The sequence below is a fragment of the Cellulomonas triticagri genome (assembly GCF_003696205.1).
Lineage (GTDB): Bacteria > Actinomycetota > Actinomycetes > Actinomycetales > Cellulomonadaceae > Cellulomonas > Cellulomonas triticagri.
Genome location: NZ_RFFI01000094.1, coordinates 1 through 17297, shown reverse-complemented (window position 1 = coordinate 17297; position 17297 = coordinate 1). Strand labels below are relative to the sequence as shown.

Here is a 17297-nt window from a genome sequence, read left to right as displayed (position 1 = left end):
CGCGGCGACGCCGACGCCGCCGTGCCGGTCGGCCTCGGCGACGACGGCGCGCAGCTCGGGCTCGGACAGCCCGCCGGACTCGGGGTGGCTGCGCGGGCTGCCCATGCCGCCCGTGGCGGCGACCTTGACCCAGTCGGCGCCCTGGCGCAGCACCTCGCGGACGGCGCGCACGAACTCGGCGGGCGAGTCCGCGACGGCGCCCGCGCCGGGCCCGGTGTCGAGGGCGACGCCCTCGATGGTGCGCCAGTCCCCGTGCCCGCCGGTGATGGACAGGATGCGGATGGCGACCTGGAGGCGGGGCCCGCGCACGAGGCGCTGCTCGACGGCGTCGCGGAACCCGGAGTCGGCGCCCGCGAGGTCGCGCGCGGTGGTGATCCCGGCGTCGAGGGTGGCGGACAGGTGCGGCACGGACCGCAGCGTGAGCAGCGACTCCGGGGCGAGGACGGTGTCGAGGGTGTCGCCGCCGGGCAGCGTGCTGACGTGCACGTGGCAGTCGAGGAACCCGGGCAGCAGCGTGCGCCCCGCCCCCTCGACCACCCGCAGCCGCGCGGGGTCGGGATCCGACGCCGCCGCGAGCGTGCCCGTCGGCGCGACCTCGGTGACGACTCCCCCGGCGACGAGCACGTCCACGTGCGCGCGGGGCGCGGCTCCGGTGCCGTCGATCAGGCGGACGTCGCGCAGCAGCAGGTCGGTCACGGTGGCGCTCCTGGGGGTCGGGGAGACGTCAGGCTAGCCCATTACCTGTCACAGACAGATTTTACGTCGCCGCAACACGGCGCAACCCGGCGGCAACGCCCCGGGTCTACTTTTCCGGTCACCGACAGGTAATGCGCACCGCGCCCTGTCCCCCGCACGGCCAGCACCGCCAGCACCTCCCGCACCTCCGCACCTCCCCCGGCGCCGCGACCCCTCCCCGCCCGCCGCCCCCTGTGACCGAGAGGCCCCGAGCATGAGCACCAGCCCCACCCGCCGGCGCACGCGCACCGCGAGCGCCGCCGCAGCCGTCGTCGCCGGACTGCTGGCCCTGACCGCCTGCGGGCAGTCCGGGACCGTGAGCAGCACCGGCGGCGGTGACGACACCTTCGTCGCCGTGATGCTCACCGGCTACACCACGCCCCCGGACCCGGACGTGAACTACGACGGCCCCGGCCTCAACATCATCGAGAACACCTACGAGGGCCTGGTGGCCTACCAGGACGGCGTCGAGACGCCGACGATCGTCCCGGAGCTCGCCGAGGAGTGGACCGTCTCCGAGGACGGCCTGACCTACACGTTCACGCTGCGCGACGGCGTCACCTTCCACGACGGCACCGCGCTCACCTCCGAGGCGGTCGCGGCGTCGTTCGAGCGCCGCACCCAGGTCGACTCCGGCCCGGCGTACATGGTCGGCGACGTCGTCTCGGTGGAGACCCCGGACGACCTCACCGCCGTCGTGACGCTGGCCGCCCCGAACGCCGCGTTCCTCGACTACCTGGCGTCCCCGTTCGGCGTGAAGCTCATCAGCCCGACCGTGCTCGCGGACGAGGCCGGCGACGACTTCGCCCAGACCTACCTGACGACGCACGACGCCGGCACCGGCCCGTACGAGCTCACGGGCGCCGAGACGGGCGAGCGCTACACGCTCACCGCGTACGACGGCTACTGGGGCGACGCCCCGGAGCTCACCTCGGTCGAGCTGCAGATCGCGGAGAACGCGTCCTCGGCCCAGCTGCAGCTGGAGCGCGGGGAGATCGACGCGATCCTCGGCAACCTGAACAAGACGTCCTTCGAGTCGTTCGCGGGCAGCGAGGACGTCACCACGTCGACGTTCGCGAACTTCACGACCCAGATGGTCTACGTGAACCCGCAGTCGTCCTGGCTGGCCGACGTCGCCGACCGCGAGGCGCTGTTCGCCGGGATCGACAAGGAGTCGATCATCGACGAGGCCATGGGCAGCCTGGAGGTCCCGACCGACCAGCTGTTCCCGCAGGGCATGGTCGACGCGAGCATCGACGACCAGGGCATCACGTACGACGCGGGCGCGTGGGACGCGCTGGGCACGCCGGAGTCGGGCACCGTGCGCATCGCGTACGCCGGGTCCAGCGCGGACGGCAAGGCCGTCGCCGAGGAGCTCGGCTCGCGGCTGAGCACGGCGGGCATCCCCGCCGAGGCCGTCGCGTACTCCGCGGGCACCATCTACGGCATCGCCGACGAGGGCGCCGCGGGTCCCGACCTGGCCGTGTTCTCGGTGTTCCCCGACGCCGGGCACCCGGACGCCTGGGCCAGCATCATCTACACCCCCGCGGGCGGCCTGGACCTGTTCGGCGCCGAGGTGCCGGGCCTGACGGACCTGCTCGACACCGCCCGCGCCAGCGAGGACGTCTCCGCGTACGCCGCGGCGGCCGACGCGATCAACGCCACGCGCTACTGGTACTCGATCGGCTCGCTGAACACCACCCTGCTCACCACGCCGGAGGTCACCGGCACGCAGGAGGCGCAGAACGTCCTCGAGTACGACGTGCTGCACTTCGCGGCCCTCGGCCGGGGCTGACCCCGCGCCACCCGAGACCCCGGGGCGGGGCCAGTGATCCGCCCCGCCCCGGGCTCCACCTCCACCCGCTCTCTCGAACGGAGACCCCATGTCCGCCACCGCGCCCGTGCTGCGCGTCGAGGGCCTCGACGTCCGGCTCACCCGGGACGGCGAGACCGTGCACGCCGTCCGCGGCGTCGACCTGAGCGTCGCCCCCGGCGAGGTGCTCGGCCTGGTCGGCGGGTCCGGGTCGGGCAAGAGCATCCTCGGGCTGTCGGTCATGGGCCTGCTGCCCGCGTCCGCCCGCCCCGTCGTCTCCGGGTCCGTGGACCTGGCGGGCACCGACATGATCGGCGCCCCGGACGCGGTGCGGCGGGCCGCCCGCCGCCAGCACGTGGGTGCGGTGTTCCAGGACCCGATGACGTCGCTCGACCCCACGATGACCATCGGCCGCCAGCTCGGCGAGGTCACCCGCGACCGGGCGCACGCGCTGTCCCTGCTGGAGGACGTCGGCATCCCCCGCGCCGCCGACCGCCTGAAGGCGTACCCGCACCAGCTCTCCGGCGGCCTGCGCCAGCGCGTGATGATCGCGCTGGCCGTCGCCCGCCGCCCGTCCCTGATCCTCGCGGACGAGCCCACGACCGCCCTGGACGTGACCGTGCAGGCGCAGATCCTCGACCTGCTGCTCACCCTCCGCGAGGAGATCGGCTGCGCGGTCGTGTTCGTCACCCACGACCTCGGCGTCGCCGCGCAGGTCTGCGACCGGATCGCGGTCATGCAGCACGGCCGGGTCGTCGAGTCCGCGGGCGTCGACGAGGTCTTCGAGCACCCGACGCACCCGTACACCCAGAACCTGCTGCGGTCCCGGATCGACCTGCGCACGCCGCGGGACCGCCCGCTGGCGGCGATGCCGGTCACCTCGGGCGCGGGCGCGCCCTCGGCATCGGCTCCACCGCCGGCGGCGCCGGGCACGTCGACTGCCGTGACCGCCGACGACGACGTGGCCGTCGGGGCCGACGGCGTGCTGGACCTCGCGCCCGGCGCACCGACCCCGGGGCTGCCGGAGATCTGGCCGCCCGTGGCGCTGCGCGAGCACGCCGCCGTCACCGTCCGCGACGTGCACCGGGTGTTCCGCTCCGGGCCGCCGTGGCGCCGCCGCGAGCTGCCCGCGCTGCGCGGGGTGGACCTGGAGGTCCGCGCCGGGGAGTCGGTCGCGCTGGTCGGCGAGTCCGGCTGCGGCAAGTCCACGCTGCTGCGCGTCGTCGCCGGGCTGGAGTCCACCACCTCCGGCCAGGTCGTCGTCGCCGCGGGCGCCCGCCCGCAGATGGTGTTCCAGGACGCCGGGTCCTCGCTCACGCCGTGGCTGCGGGTCGGCACGATGCTGGACGAGCGGCTGCGGTCGCACGTCACCGGGATGTCCCGCGAGCAGCGCACCGAGCGGGTGCTCGACGCCCTGCGCACCGTGGGCCTGCCGCCCGAGACGGCGCGCGCCCGCGGCGACCAGCTGTCGGGCGGGCAGCGGCAGCGCGTGGCGCTGGCCCGCGCGGTGATCGTGCCGCCGACGGTGCTGCTGTGCGACGAGCCCACCAGCGCGCTCGACGTGTCCCTCGCGGCGACGGTGCTCAACCTCATCGGGCGGCTGCGCCGCGAGCTCGGGATGTCGGTGCTGTTCGTGACGCACGACCTCGCGGCCGCGCGGATCGTCGCCGACCGGATCGCCGTCATGCGCGAGGGCCGGATCGTCGAGGTCGGCGCGACCGACGACGTCTGCGAGCGCCCGCGGCACGAGTACACCCGCACGCTGCTGGGCGCGATCCCCGGCCCGCAGCACCGCCGCGACCGCGTCGCCACCCCGACGGGAGCCCTCGCATGACCTCACCCCAGACGATCGCCGCCGACCTCGCCGTCTCCCCCGGTGGCGCCACCACGCGCGCCGCCCGTCGCTGGGCCCGCGTCACGGCCGTCCGGCACCGCGCCCTCGGCGTCGACCTCGTCGCCATCGGCGTGCTGGCGCTCATCGTCGCCGTGGCGCTGGCCGCACCGGTGCTCGCGCCGCACTCCCCGATCCTGCGCAGCGGCGAGGCGTTCCTGCCGCCGCTGAGCCCGGAGCACCTGCTCGGCACCGACGCGCTCGGCTACGACATCCTGTCCCGCCTGCTGTACGGCATGCGGTCCAGCCTCGTCGCCGCGGCGATCGTCATCGCCTCCGGCGTGCTGGTCGGCGGGCTGGTCGGCCTGCTCGCGGGCGCCCTGCCCGGCTGGGTGGACGCCCTGCTGATGCGCACCACGGACCTGTTCCTCGCGCTGCCCGGCCTGGTCATCGCGATGGCCGTGGCCGCGGCGCTCGGCGCGTCGTTCACGTCCGCGCTGGTCGGCGTCGCGGTGGTCTGGTGGCCGCTGTACGCCCGGCTGGTGCGCGGCGAGGTCCGCGCGTGGGCCGCCCGCCCGCACCTGGAGGCGGCGCGCCTCGCGGGGACGCCGTGGGGGCTGCGCGTCACCCGGCACCTGCTGCCCGGCGTGCGCTCCACCGTGGTCGTCGCCGCCAGCCTCGACGTCGGCGGCCTGGTCGTCGCGCTTTCGGGCCTGTCGTTCATCGGCCTGTCCTCGCCCGCGCCCGCCCCGGAGCTCGGCGCGATGGCCGCGCAGGGCATGGCCTACCTGCTCCAGGCGTGGTGGGTGCCGATCTTCCCGGGCCTCGCGGTGCTGGTCATCGCGCTGGCCGCCAACCTCGCCGGGGACGGCGTCCGCGACCTCATGCGCGGCCGCTGATGCGCTCCCCCGTCCGTCCGCGTCGCCCCCAGGAGGTCCGGCCGTGGTGATGTTCCTGATCAAGCGGGTCGCCGCGATGCTGGCCGTCCTGCTGGCGCTCACGATGGCGCTGTTCGGCCTGCAGGAGGTCAGCGGCGTCGACCCCGCCAAGGCGTACGTCGGCGCGAACGCCTCCGCCGACGCCGTGGCCGCCGCCCGGGAGCGCCTCGGGCTCGACGAGCCCCTGGTGCAGCGCTACCTGACCTACCTGGACGGCGTGCTGCACGGCGACCTGCAGAACTCCCTGCGCAGCCGCACCCCCGTCGCGGACAACCTCGCGCAGGTGCTGCCCGCCAGCCTGGAGCTCGCCGCGTGGGTGCTGGGCATCGCCCTCCTGCTCGGCGTCGCGTTCGCCGCGCTGACCACGCTGCGCTGGCGCGGCGCGGGCGTCGTGCGGGTGGTGCTGCTCAGCGGCGCCGCCGCCCCGACGTTCCTGCTCGGCATGGTCGCGCTGCTGGTGTTCTACGGCAACCTCGGCTGGCTGCCGTCCGGCGGCCGCACCGGGCTGCGGGACGCGCCCGCCGGACCCACCGGGTTCCTGGTGCTGGACGGCCTGCTCGCCGGCCGGTTCGACGTCGCCGGGGACGCGGTGACGCACCTCGCGCTGCCCGCGCTGTGCGCCGCGATCTCCCCCGCCGTCGCCATCGGCCGCGTGCTGGTCGACGGGCTGAAGGCGAACATGGCCGCCGACCACGCCCGCACCGCCCGCGCCGCCGGGATGAGCGAGCGGCAGGTGCTCGCCCGGCACGCGGTGCGCAACTCCCTCGGCCCGACCCTGTCGATGGTCGGCATCCAGGCGGGCATGCTCCTGGCCGGTCTGGTCGTGGTCGAGAAGATCTTCGACTGGCCCGGCGTCGGGTCCTACCTCGACAAGTCCGTGGCGGCCTCCGACTTCCCCGCCATCGCGGGCGTCGCCCTGCTGCTCGGCGTCGTCTACGTCCTGCTCAACACCGTCGTCGACTGCCTGCAGGCCGCCGCCGACCGGCGCATCGCGCTCACCTGAGCGCGGTCGCGCCCACCCACGCACCTCCGCACCCCTGCACCACCCGGAAGGAACCACCCATGAACGTCACCGGCAACGCCGTGCTCATCGTCGTCGACATCCAGGGCGGCGACGTCGAGCGCGCCGAGTCCCGCACCGAGATCCCCTACATGCCGGGTCGCACCGAGCGGGCGCCGCGCGTGCGGCAGATGATCGCGACGTGCCGCGAGCAGGGCATCCCCGTCGTGTGGATCCAGGAGGTGCACAAGCCCTCGCTCATCGACATCGGGCGCGAGCTCGACGGCGCCGAGGGCCCGCACTGCGTCGAGGGCTGGCCGGAGACCGAGCTCGCCCAGGGCCTCGACCCGCGCCCCGACGAGTTCCTGATCCGCAAGCGCCGGTACTCGGCGTTCTTCGGCACCGAGCTGGAGATCGTGCTCAAGGCGTACCAGGCCGACACCGTCATCCTCATCGGCGGCCTCACGGACGTCTGCATCCACTACACCGCGGTCGACGCGCACCAGCACGACTACCGGGTGCGGGTCGTCACCGACGCCGTCGGCGGCTCGACGCAGGAGGCGCACGACGCCGCGCTGCGCGCCATCGACTACCTGCAGCGCGACGCGCTCGTCACCGCCGCCGAGGTGCAGGACTGGCTCGCGACCGCCGAGCCCAACCCCGAGGTGCAGCGCGCGCTCGCCACCGCCCCGACGCTCTGAGAGGACCCGCGATGACCAGCATCTCCACCGCCTCGCCCCTGGGCGCCCGCGACCACGCGCGCGCCCAGGGCGGCACGGTCGTCGACACCATGCCGACCGTGCCCGCCGCGGGCGCCCCCGGGTGGCCCGACGACGTCGCCCCCGCCGACCGGCTGCACGCCGAGACCGTCGCGGGCGGGAACTACACGACCCTCGCCCTGGCGCGCGGCACCGTGCTCGACCTCACCGACCTCGACGGCGACGCCTGCGCGCACCTCGTCCTGGTCAACGCCGCGCAGCCCGACGAGCGGCTGAACGTCGCCGACACCGTCAAGATCCAGTGGCAGGCGTACCTCGGCGCGGGGTCGATGCTGCTGTCCGACCGGGGCCGCGTGCTCGCGACCGTCGTCGAGGACACCTCCGGGCGGCACGACACGTTCTGCGGCACCTCCTCGAAGGTCGCCAACGAGGCCCGGTACGGCGACGGCTCCCCGCAGGGCGGCACCCCCGCCGGGCGGGAGCTGCTGGTCCTCGCCGCGCTCAAGCAGGGCCTGGGGGCACGCGACGTGCCGCCGAGCCTGTCGTTCTTCCAGGGCGTGCGGGTCGCCGCCGACGGCACCACGGAGTTCACCGGCTCCGCCGGGGCCGGGGGCCGCGTGCGGCTGCGCCTCGAGCTGCCGTGCCTCGTGCTGCTCGCCAACGTCCCGCACCCCGTCGACCCGCGGCCGGAGTACACCTCGACGCCGCTGCAGGTCCGGGCCTGGCGCGGCGCGCCCGCCGACCTCGACGACCCCGCCGCGACCGCCGGGCCCGAGGCCGCCCGCGCCTACGCCAACACCACCGACTACGCCCGCGCGAGAGGACTGTGACCATGCGCATCGCCCCCACCTCGCCGACCCCGGCGACCGACGCCGTGCCCGCGCGCCTCGCGGGCGCCCGGGTCGTCCTCGACCAGGTCGTCCCCCGCCGGTCCGCGTGGTCCGCCGTCGTCCGCGCCGGGCAGGCCCTGACCATCGTGGACCTGGAGGGCAACCAGGCCGTCGACTGCCTGCTCTACGACGCCCACGACACCACCGTCCGGTACTCCGCGTCCGACACCATCGCCGCGCAGCGCAACGTGTACCTCGTCACCGGCTCCGTGCTGCGCGCCGGGACCGGCGAGGCCCTCATGACGCTGGAGCACGACGAGGTCGGCCGGCACGACACCATCGGCGGCGCCTGCTCCAAGGAGTCCAACTCCCTGCGGTACGGGCACCACACCGTGCACCAGCACGCCTGCGTCGAGAACTTCCTCGCCGAGGGCGCGCTGCACGGGCTCGGCAAGCGCGACCTGGTGTCGAACATCAACTGGTACATGAACGTGCCCGTCGAGGCGGACGGCGCCCTCGGCATCGTCGACGGCCTCTCCTCGCCGGGGCTGTCGCTGACCCTGCGCGCCGAGCGCGACGTCCTCGTGCTCGTGTCCAACTGCCCGCAGATCAACAACCCGTGCAACGGGTTCGACCCCACCCCGGTGCGGATGATCATCACCGAGGACGCCGCGTGAGCACCGTCGCGGCGGCCTACGCCCGGATCGCCGAGGTCGACCGCCCGGAGGTGTGGGTGCACCTGCGCCCCCGGGCGGACGTCGAGGCGGACGTCCGCGCCCAGGACGCCCGCGCGGCGGCGGGCGCCGACCTGCCGCTGCTCGGGCGGCTGCTGGCCGTGAAGGACAACATCGACGTCGCCGGGCTGCCGACCACCGCCGCCTGCCCCGGCATCGCGTGGACGCCCGACGTCGACGCCACCGCCGTCGCCCGGCTGCGCGCCGCGGGCGCCGTCGTGCTCGGCAAGACCAACCTCGACCAGTTCGCCACCGGGCTCGTCGGCACCCGCAGCCCGTACGGCGCCGTGCGCGCCGCCGGGCACCCCGACCGGATCTCCGGCGGCTCGTCCTCCGGGTCCGCCGTCGCCGTCGCCCTCGGGATCGTGGACCTCGCGCTCGGCACGGACACCGCCGGGTCCGGGCGGGTCCCCGCCGCGCTGAACGGCGTCATCGGCGTCAAGCCCACCTCCGGGCTGATCCCCACCACCGGCGTGCTGCCCGCCTGCCGGTCCCTGGACTGCGTGAGCGTGCTCGCCCGCGACCTGCCGCTCGCCACCCTCGCCGTCGACCTGATGGCGGGCCCGGACGGCGTCGACGCCCTGGCCCGGGCGGTGCCCGCCGGGGCCGATGTCGCGGCCCCCGCCGAGCCGGTGCTCGCCGTGCCGCGCGCCGCCGACCTCGACGCGCTCGACCCGCTGTGGCGCGCGGCGTTCGACCACCAGGTGGCGGTGCTGCGCGATGCCGGGTGGACGGTGCGCGAGATCGACCTCACCCCGTTCCTCGCCGCCGCGCGGCTGCTGTACGACGGCGCCTTCGTCGCCGAGCGGTACGCCGCCGTCGGGACGCTCGTCGACGCCGACCCCGCGGGGCTGGACCCCGTCGTCGCCGGGATCATCCGCGCCGCGGGCACCCTGCCCGCGCACCGGTACGCCGCCGACCTGGTCACCCTCGCCGAGCTGCGGCTCGTCGCCGAGACCGCCCTCGGCGACGCCGACGCGCTGCTCCTCCCGACGACCACCCACCACCCCACGCTCGCCGAGGTCGCCGCCGCACCCGTGGCCGTGAACTCCCGGCTCGGGACCTACACGAACTTCTGCAACCTGTTCGGGTACGCGGCCGTCGCCGTCCCGGTCGACGCCGGGGTGCCCGGGGAGCGGGTCGGGGTCACCGTCCTGACCCGGGCGTTCGCGGACGCCGCCGCCGCGGACCTCGCCGGGCGGGTGCTCGCGCTCGCCGGGCCGGAGGCGTGGGCGGTGCTCGACGCCCCCGCCGTCGCGGTCCCGGCGTGAGCGCCACCGCCGCGCCCGAGGTGCCCGACGCCCCCGTGGCCGCCCGGCGGGCGCGGCTGTGGCCGATGGCGACCGGGACCTTCGCGATCGGGTTCGGCTCGTACGTCATGGCCGGGCTCGTGCCCAGCGTGTCCGCCGACCTCGACATCTCGGTGTCCCAGGTCGGGACGCTGGTCAGCGTCTACGGGTTCACCTACGCGATCTCCACGCCCCTGCTGACGCTGGTGGTCGGCCGGGTGCCGCGCCGGGTGCTCATGGCCGTGGCGCTGGCGCTGTTCGCGCTCGCGTCCCTCGGCACCGCACTCGCGACCACGTACACCGCCGTGGCCGTGCTGCGCGGGCTGTCCGCCGTCGCCGCGGGCGGGTTCACGCCGACCGCGACGGTGCTCGCCGCGCGCTTCGCACCCCCGGGGCAGCGGGGGCGGGCCGTCGCCACCGTCTTCGGGGGGCTCACCACCGCGACCGTGCTCGGCGCCCCCGCGGGCAACCTGCTCGGCCCGGTCCTCGGGTACCGGGGCGTGTACGTGCTGGTCGCGGCGCTCGCGCTCGTCGCCCTGGCGAGCGTCCTGCTGCTGGTCCGCGCCCCGGCGCCGGTGCCGGGTGCCGAGCCGGGTCCCGAGGTCGCGGCGGCAGGGCCGGTCGGACCGGTCGGGCACCGCCGCACGCTGCCCGTGCTGGTCGGGCTGACCCTGCTGGTGTCCATGCTCGAGACCGCGTCCGCCCTCATGGTGCAGACGTACTCCTCGCCGCTGCTCACCGACCTCGGCGGGCTCACCGGTGCGCTGCTCAGCGCCGTGCTGCTGGCCTACGGGATCGCGGGCGTCGCGGGCAACGTCGTCGGTGGGCGGCTCGCCGACCGGTTCGGCGCGGCCCGCAGCATCGTCCTCGCCCTGTCGGTGTCCACGGTCGCGCTGCTGCTGCTCACCCCCGCGACCGCGACCCCGTGGACCGCGCTCGGGGTGTTCGCGCTCTGGGGCTTCGCGGCGTGGGCGATGAACTCCCCGCTGCAGAACGTCCTGCTGACCCTCGCCGGGCGGCACGGGCAGCTCGTCGTCGCGCTGAACTCCTCGATCATCTCGCTCGGCACCGGCATCGGGGCGCTCGTCGGCGGCTGGGTCGTCGCCGGCCCCGGCTACGCCAGCCTCGGGGTCGCCGCGGCCGCGGTCATGCTGGTCGCGGTGCTGGTGGTCGCGCTGCTCGCGCGCCGCCCGGCGGTCGCGGCGGTCTGACCCGCTCGCCGCGCCCCGACGGCGGCCTCCGCCAGCAGCCGCTGCTCGCACGGGCGACAGGTGCACTCCCCCTGGCCGTACGAGGGCGTGAAGTGCACGCAGCCGTGCGTCACACCCTTGTCGGTGTGGAACACCGGCCACAGCTGCTCGACCACACCGTCCGGGCGCTCCGCGGAGTACTGGCGGAACATGGCGTAGCTGATCAGGTCGGCTACCTGCAGCAGGCGCGTGGCCCGCGAGTCCGCGAACAGCGGGACATCGGCGAGGTTGCGCAGCTGCCCCACGTTGCCAGCCGCGGTCCGCCACTCCGACGTCCAGCTCTGGATGTCGCGCTCGACCACCACCCGTCGGTCGTGGATGACCAGGCCGCAATTCGGCTTGCCTCGCTCCACGCGGGCCTTCATCAGCATGAGGTCGAACTTGTTGAGCAGCACCTCGTACGCGAACTGCTCACGCGTCGCCTGCGACTCGGCTGCGCGGAACCGGGCGTCCACCGCCACCCCGAACAAGGCGAGCGGGAGGTCGGGATCGGTCGGCCGGAACGACACGATGACGTCGTACGCGGCCGCGAGCAGGGCGAGACGGTCCGCACGCGGCACGCTCGCCCAGACGCTGGCGCGCAGATCGGCTCGCGGCGGCTTCTTCGCGTTGCGCATCTCGCCCGCGTGGAGCTCGTACTCGTCGAGGTTCGGCGGGACCCGACCCAGGTGGGCGATCACCAGGTCGTCGAGCTGACGCTGCAGGCGGTGCGCGTCGTCCTCGTGGATGGCGGCACCACCCAGGACGAAGACCGGGCTCCCGCCGTGCGTCCCGGACTCGTCGACGAACAGCAGGTACACGGGCAGCTCCATCGGTCCCGGGAACGACGAAGGGCCCGGCCGAAGCCAGGCCCTCCATGACGCCGAGTCTCCGATGTGAGCACCGCGTGGGCAGTCTCACCCTGGAGATCGGTACCGCGTTGGCGGTCCTCTCGGCTCCCTCAGGGATGCCGGGACGAGATCACTGGCGTCAACCCCGAGTTGACGGCACGCTCACGACGCCGGGGTCGCGTGCCGGAGGTCCGGCTCCAGGTAGATCACGCGGGCGATCGGCACCGCCGCGCGCACCCGCTGCTCGGCGGCGTCGATGGCCGCCGCCACATCCGCCGCGCTGGACGTCGCCTCGATCTCGATCTTGGCGGCGACCAGCAGCTCCTCGGGGCCGAGGTGCAGGGTGCGCAGGTGGATGACGGACGGCACGCCCACCCCGACCAGCGCCGCGCGGATCGCGTCCACGTCGCGACGGGTGGCGGACTCCCCCAGCAGCAGGCTCTTGGTCTCGACCGCCAGCACCACGGCGATGAGGACGAGCAGCACGCCGATGGCGGCGGACCCGACGGCGTCCCAGCGGCCGTCGTGGGTGACCAGCGTCATCGAGACGCCGAACAGCGCCAGCACGAGACCGATGAGCGCGCCGAAGTCCTCCAGCAGCACCACGGGCAGCTCGGGCGCCTTCGCGGTGCGGATGTACGACACCCAGCCCTGCTTGCCGCGGGTGTGGTTGGCCTCGCGGATCGCCGTGCGGAACGACAGCCCCTCCATGACGATCGCCGCGAGCAGCACGACGACCGGCACCCAGTGCCAGGACTCGATGGGGTGCGGGTCGGCGAGCTTGTGCCACGCCTCGTACAGCGCGAACAGGCCACCGAGGCTGAACAGCACGATCGACACGATGAACGCGTACATGTACCGCTCGCGCCCGTAGCCGAACGGGTGCTGCTCGTCGGCCGCCCGCCGGGCGCGCCGACCGCCGAGCAGCAGCAGCACCTGGTTGCCGGAGTCGGCGACGGAGTGCACCGCCTCGGCCAGCATCGAGCTGGACGACGTCAGCAGGAACGCGACGAACTTCGTCACCGCGATCCCGAGGTTGGCCGACAGGGCGGCGATGATCGCCTTGTTCCCGCCTCCGTGCGCCATGCGTGCTGGTCCTTCCGTGCGGCCGCCGCACCGACCCGCCGGGCGGGCGGTGCGGGGACCGCGCGAGCCGGTCCGAGCGGTGACTCTAGACCTGGCGGGCCTCGTCGGCGAGCAGCACGGGGATGCCGTCGCGCACGGGGTACGCGAGGGGACGCTCCGGGTCGGTGGAGACGAGCTCGGGCGCGCCGCCCGGGCCGACGCCGTCGACCAGGGTCGCCCCGGTCACGGGGCAGCGCAGCAGGTCCCGCACCCAGGGGGCGAGGCCGGTGGTGCCGGTGGGCTCCGTCATCACGCCTCCTGCTGCCGGACGAGCGCGAGCACGTCGTCGCGGACCTTGACCATGATGTCCTCGTCCGCCGCCTCGACGTTCAGGCGCAGCAGCGGCTCGGTGTTGGACGCGCGCAGGTTGAACCACCACTGCGGGTGGCCGTCCCAGTGCGACACCGTCAGGCCGTCGAGCTCGTCCACCGTGACCGGACCGGCGCCCTGCTGCTCGACGTACGCCTCGACCACGCGCGCGCGGGCGGCGGGGACGTCGGTGACGGTCGAGTTGATCTCGCCGGAGGCCACGTACGGCTGGTACTGCTCGGCCAGGGCCGACAGGGCGTGCGGCTGGCCGCCGAGCGCCGCGAGCACGTGCAGCGCGGCGAGCATGCCGGTGTCCGCGAAGAAGAAGTCGCGGAAGTAGTAGTGCGCGGAGTGCTCGCCGCCGAACACGGCGTCCGACTCCGCCATCTGCGCCTTGATGAACGAGTGGCCCACCCGGGTGCGGACGGCCTTCGCGCCCGCCGCGGTCACCAGGTCGGGGACGACCATCGAGGTGATGAGGTTGTGGATCACCGTCGGGGTGCGGCCCGCGGCCTGCTCCCGGGCGATCTCGCGCAGACCGACCAGCGCGGTGATCGCGGACGGGCTGACCGGGTCGCCGTTCTCGTCCACGACGAAGCAGCGGTCCGCGTCGCCGTCGAACGCCAGGCCGATGTCCGCGCCGTGCTCGACCACGGCCTTCTGCAGGTCCACCAGGTTGGCGGGCTCGAGCGGGTTCGCCTCGTGGTTCGGGAACGTGCCGTCGAGCTCGAAGTACAGCGGCACGACCTCCAGCGGCAGCGCCGCGAGGCCCGCGCCGGTGCCGAGCACGGCCGGGGCGGTGAAGCCGCCCATGCCGTTGCCCGCGTCGACGACGACCTTGAGCGGGCGGATGCCGGACAGGTCGACCAGGCCGCGCAGGAACTCGGCGTACGCGACCAGCAGGTCCTGCTCGGTCACGGTGCCGGGGGTGACGCCCTCGGCGGTGGTCACGCCGTCGCGCAGGTACTCCGCGGCGAGGTCGCGCACCCGCGACAGGCCGGAGTCCTGGCCGACCGGGCGGGCGCCCGCGCGGCAGAGCTTGATGCCGTTGTACTCGGCGGGGTTGTGGCTCGCGGTGAACATCGCCCCGGGGATGTCGAGCGTGCCGGAGGCGAAGTACAGGCCGTCCGTGGAGCACAGGCCGATCGTCACGACGTCGACGCCGCGCGTGGCGAGGCCGTCGGCGAACGCCGCGACCAGCTCGGGGCCGGACGGGCGCATGTCGTTGCCGATCACGACGCGGGGGGTGGCGCCGTCGCGCACCTCGGGGAGCACCACGACGTCGGCGAACGCGGCGCCGATGGCACGGGCCACCTCGGCGTTCAGCTGGTCGGGGACGGTGCCCCGGACGTCGTACGCCTTGATGAGGCCGGTCAGGTCAGGCAGCGTGGAGGACGTCTCGGTCACGGCGTCACGGTATCCCATCGGGTCGGTCCTGCTGGTCGGGGTCGGGGGGTGGAACCGCCGCAGGAGGCGCGCCTCCCACGGCGCGAGCGGCGCGGTCGGGGCGGTCGGGGCGGTCGGCGCGGTCGGCGCGGTCGCGGGGTCGGGTGCCGGGTCGCCGTCGGCCGCGACCCGTGCGGTGGTGAGCAGCACCTGCGCCCCCGCCCAGGGCGCGGGGTCGACGGCGGCGGGCCACGGGTGCGGGTCGGCGGTGGTGCTGGCGACGAGCAGCAGCTCGGTGCGCCCCAGCCGGCGCCGCAGGGCGTACACCACGGGGTCGTCCGGGAGCAGCACGGTGACGTCGCCGTCCACGAGGGCGGGCTCGGCGCGACGGAGCGCGACGAGGTCGCGGTGCACGTGCAGGACCGACGACCGGTCCGCGCGCTCCGCCGCGACGTTGCGGTGCGGCGCCTCCGGGTGGGCGGGCGTCCAGGGCGTGCCGGTGGTGAACCCGCCGTGCGGTCCGCCGTCCCAGGACACCGGCACCCGCGCGTGGTCGCGGCCCAGCGCGCGCAGCCCGTCGAGCACCTCCTCGGGGTCGGCGCCGCCCGCCACCGCCTCGGCGAGCACCGCGCGGCCCTCGACGTCGACGAGGTCGTCGGGCCCGGCGAGCGGCCGGTTGGTCATCGCGATCTCGTCGCCCTGGAACAGGAACGGCGTGCCCCGGTGCGCGTGCAGCACGACCGCCCAGGTGGCGGCCGACCGCGAGTGCCACCGCCCCGGGTCGCCGTACCGGGACGCGACGCGGGCCTGGTCGTGGTTGCCGAGGAACAGCGCGGGCCACCCCGCTCCCGGGTCCTGCCAGCGACGGGCCCACCTCTTGAGGTCCCGGAGGTCGAGCGGGCGTCGGCGCCACCGCTCCGGCCACCGGTCCAGCTCGGCGTGCTCGAACTGCAGCACCATGTCGAGCCCGCCCTGCGCCGTGAGCCGGGCCGCCGACGCCGGCGTGACGCCGGGTGCCTCGCCGATCAGCAGCGCGTCGCCGCAGGCGTCCCGGAGCCCGCGCACGTGGTCCACGAGCGCCGGGCCGTCGACGCACAGCGCGACGCCGTCCGCGTACCGCGCGCCGGGCCGGACCGGGCCGTCGCGCAGCACGTCGGGCTTGGCCACGAGGGTGATGACGTCGAGGCGGAACCCGTCGACCCCGCGCGCCCGCCAGAACCGCAGCACGTCGGCCGCCGCCGCGCGCACGTCGGGCCGGGACCAGTCGAGGTCCGGCTGCCACGGCGAGAACAGCCCGAGCCGGTACCGGCCGCGGCCGGGGTCCCAGGTCCACGCGGAGCCGCCGAACGCGGCGCCCCAGTTGGTCGGCTCGGCCCCGGGCTCCCCGCCCCGGAACCCGGGGCGCGGCGGCCGCCACACGTAGCGCTCGGGGTGGTCCCGCAGCCACGGGTGGGCGTCCGACGTGTGGTTGAGCACGACGTCGAGCACGACGCGGATGCCGCGCGCGTGCGCCGCCGCGACGACGGCGTCGAGGTCGGCGAGCGTGCCGAACACCGGGTCGACGTCGTCGTACGCGGCGACGTCGTAGCCGTGGTCCCGCTGCGGCGACGGGTACACCGGGCAGAGCCACAACGCACCGACGCCGAGCCACGCCAGGTGGTCGAGCCGGCCCAGCAGGCCCCGGAGGTCCCCCACCCCGTCGCCGTCGCCGTCGGCGAACGAGCGGGGGTACACCTCGTAGACGACGGCGTCCCGCCACCAGGTCACGCGGCACCACCTCGCGACGTGGGGCGGGGCGCGCGCTCCTGACCGCGGTCCCCGGGCACGCCCACGACGGCGACGGTGCCGCGGCCGACGAGCGTCAGCGGCCCGTCCTCGTCCGGGACCAGCACCGACTCCCCCGCCCCGACGCCGCGCCGACCCGCGCCGGTGCCGATCCCGACGGCACCGGACAGCCCGACCACCGTGCGGGGACCGTCGTCGGACGCGCCCGCGGCCGCGAGGAGGGCGACCGGCTCCGCGACGTCGACGTCGACCACCGCGAGCGCCGCCTCGGCGTCCCCGGTCGCGTAGGCACGCACGGCGATCCCGGCCGCCGGCTCGGTCGACACCGGTCGCAGCACCCGCGGGCCGGCCGGCGTGGCGGCGAGCGCGCCGAGCAGCTCGTCCACGTCGACGAGCTTGTCGGTGAGCCCGGCGCGCAGCACGTTGTCCGACGCGGCCATGACCTCCAGCCCGGTCCCGGCGACGTAGCAGTGCGGCACCCCCGCGGCGACGGCGAGCGCCTCGCCCGGGGCGAGCAGCACCGGGTGCAGCAGCAGCGAGGCCAGCACCCCCGGGTCTCCGGGTGCGTGGGACGCCAGGTGCGCGGCGACCCGGTACGGGTCGGGGTCCCGGTCGACGACGCCGACGGCCCCGGGGCGGGCGAGCCCGGCCGTCGCGCCGCGCACCGCCGCGTCGGGCAGGTCGAGCACCCGGCGCAGCCCGCGCCGCAGCCGGTCCTCGGCC

The 17297-nt window shown here is 75.4% G+C and carries 15 protein-coding genes and 1 pseudogene; 9 read left to right on the top strand and 7 right to left on the bottom strand.

Features of this window, described 5'->3' with window-relative positions; genetic code table 11:
• Nucleotides 1-696 (bottom strand): amidohydrolase family protein (locus tag EBM89_RS15205; RefSeq protein ID WP_147463571.1); only part of this gene is annotated, 696 nt, incomplete at its 3' end.
• 253 nt (nt 697-949) lie between these two features.
• On the opposite strand from EBM89_RS15205, the gene EBM89_RS15200 reads away from it, so the two are divergent.
• The 9 genes from EBM89_RS15200 (at nt 950) to EBM89_RS15160 (ending at nt 11100) form a co-directional block, all read left to right on the top strand.
• A complete protein-coding gene (locus EBM89_RS15200; protein WP_122150393.1) occupies nt 950-2530 on the top strand; it encodes an ABC transporter substrate-binding protein in 1581 nt (526 codons plus the stop codon).
• Between the two features lie 88 nt (nt 2531-2618).
• Nucleotides 2619-4382, top strand: a complete 1764-nt coding sequence (locus tag EBM89_RS15195) for an ATP-binding cassette domain-containing protein (RefSeq protein WP_122150391.1) — start codon at nt 2619-2621, stop codon at nt 4380-4382.
• A complete protein-coding gene (locus EBM89_RS15190; RefSeq protein ID WP_122150389.1) occupies nt 4379-5278 on the top strand; it encodes an ABC transporter permease in 900 nt (299 codons plus the stop codon). The genes EBM89_RS15195 and EBM89_RS15190 overlap by 4 nt, the downstream gene beginning before the upstream one ends.
• 49 nt (nt 5279-5327) lie before the next feature.
• Complete coding sequence (locus EBM89_RS15185; RefSeq protein WP_199732153.1) at nt 5328-6320, top strand: ABC transporter permease; 993 nt, start codon at nt 5328-5330, stop codon at nt 6318-6320.
• A 59-nt stretch (nt 6321-6379) separates the two neighbouring features.
• Nucleotides 6380-7018: a cysteine hydrolase family protein gene (locus EBM89_RS15180; protein ID WP_122150385.1), complete on the top strand. Its 639-nt coding sequence runs from the start codon at nt 6380-6382 to the stop codon at nt 7016-7018.
• Nucleotides 7019-7029: 11 nt separating this feature from the next.
• The gene (locus EBM89_RS15175; protein WP_122150383.1) at nt 7030-7866 is read left to right on the top strand and encodes an urea amidolyase associated protein UAAP1; all 837 of its coding nucleotides are present in this window, start codon (nt 7030-7032) and stop codon (nt 7864-7866) included.
• A 2-nt stretch (nt 7867-7868) separates the two neighbouring features.
• Nucleotides 7869-8543: an urea amidolyase associated protein UAAP2 gene (locus tag EBM89_RS15170; protein ID WP_122150381.1), complete on the top strand. Its 675-nt coding sequence runs from the start codon at nt 7869-7871 to the stop codon at nt 8541-8543.
• The gene (locus tag EBM89_RS15165) at nt 8540-9871 is read left to right on the top strand and encodes an allophanate hydrolase (RefSeq protein WP_122150379.1); all 1332 of its coding nucleotides are present in this window, start codon (nt 8540-8542) and stop codon (nt 9869-9871) included. The genes EBM89_RS15170 and EBM89_RS15165 overlap by 4 nt, the downstream gene beginning before the upstream one ends.
• Nucleotides 9868-11100: an MFS transporter gene (locus EBM89_RS15160; protein ID WP_122150377.1), complete on the top strand. Its 1233-nt coding sequence runs from the start codon at nt 9868-9870 to the stop codon at nt 11098-11100. The genes EBM89_RS15165 and EBM89_RS15160 overlap by 4 nt, the downstream gene beginning before the upstream one ends.
• On the opposite strand, the gene EBM89_RS15155 is transcribed toward EBM89_RS15160, so the two are convergent.
• The 6 genes and pseudogenes from EBM89_RS15155 to EBM89_RS21870 form a co-directional block, all read right to left on the bottom strand.
• Nucleotides 11004-11951, bottom strand: a complete 948-nt coding sequence (locus EBM89_RS15155; protein WP_122150375.1) for a DUF3800 domain-containing protein — start codon at nt 11949-11951, stop codon at nt 11004-11006. The genes EBM89_RS15160 and EBM89_RS15155 overlap by 97 nt on opposite strands.
• A 180-nt stretch (nt 11952-12131) precedes the next feature.
• Nucleotides 12132-13055 carry a cation diffusion facilitator family transporter gene (locus tag EBM89_RS15150; RefSeq protein ID WP_122150373.1) on the bottom strand — a complete coding sequence of 308 codons (924 nt, stop codon included), beginning with the start codon at nt 13053-13055 and terminating at the stop codon, nt 12132-12134.
• Between the two features lie 85 nt (nt 13056-13140).
• Nucleotides 13141-13344, bottom strand: coding sequence for a Trm112 family protein (locus tag EBM89_RS15145; RefSeq protein ID WP_122150371.1), 204 nt, complete (start codon nt 13342-13344; stop codon nt 13141-13143).
• A complete protein-coding gene (locus tag EBM89_RS22200) occupies nt 13344-14828 on the bottom strand; it encodes a phosphomannomutase/phosphoglucomutase (RefSeq protein ID WP_233571773.1) in 1485 nt (494 codons plus the stop codon). Before EBM89_RS22200 ends, EBM89_RS15145 begins: the two co-directional genes overlap by 1 nt.
• A 333-nt stretch (nt 14829-15161) precedes the next feature.
• Nucleotides 15162-16523, bottom strand: a pseudogene (locus EBM89_RS22195) (alpha-amylase family glycosyl hydrolase); the annotation flags it as partial.
• A gap of 29 nt (nt 16524-16552) precedes the next feature.
• On the bottom strand, nt 16553-17297 hold a 745-nt coding region (locus EBM89_RS21870; RefSeq protein ID WP_500778888.1), incomplete at its 5' end, for a cupin domain-containing protein.

Coding starts and splice junctions, on each gene's coding strand:
- EBM89_RS15145 (WP_122150371.1), bottom strand. CDS start 13,344: ATGACGGAGCCCACCGGCACCACCGGCCTCGCCCCCTGGGTGCGGGAC.
- EBM89_RS15200 (WP_122150393.1), top strand. CDS start 950: ATGAGCACCAGCCCCACCCGCCGGCGCACGCGCACCGCGAGCGCCGCC.
- EBM89_RS22200 (WP_233571773.1), bottom strand. CDS start 14,828: ATGGGATACCGTGACGCCGTGACCGAGACGTCCTCCACGCTGCCTGAC.
- EBM89_RS15170 (WP_122150381.1), top strand. CDS start 7,869: ATGCGCATCGCCCCCACCTCGCCGACCCCGGCGACCGACGCCGTGCCC.
- EBM89_RS15195 (WP_122150391.1), top strand. CDS start 2,619: ATGTCCGCCACCGCGCCCGTGCTGCGCGTCGAGGGCCTCGACGTCCGG.
- EBM89_RS15175 (WP_122150383.1), top strand. CDS start 7,030: ATGACCAGCATCTCCACCGCCTCGCCCCTGGGCGCCCGCGACCACGCG.
- EBM89_RS15190 (WP_122150389.1), top strand. CDS start 4,379: ATGACCTCACCCCAGACGATCGCCGCCGACCTCGCCGTCTCCCCCGGT.
- EBM89_RS15185 (WP_199732153.1), top strand. CDS start 5,328: ATGTTCCTGATCAAGCGGGTCGCCGCGATGCTGGCCGTCCTGCTGGCG.
- EBM89_RS15180 (WP_122150385.1), top strand. CDS start 6,380: ATGAACGTCACCGGCAACGCCGTGCTCATCGTCGTCGACATCCAGGGC.
- EBM89_RS15150 (WP_122150373.1), bottom strand. CDS start 13,055: ATGGCGCACGGAGGCGGGAACAAGGCGATCATCGCCGCCCTGTCGGCC.
- EBM89_RS15155 (WP_122150375.1), bottom strand. CDS start 11,951: ATGGAGCTGCCCGTGTACCTGCTGTTCGTCGACGAGTCCGGGACGCAC.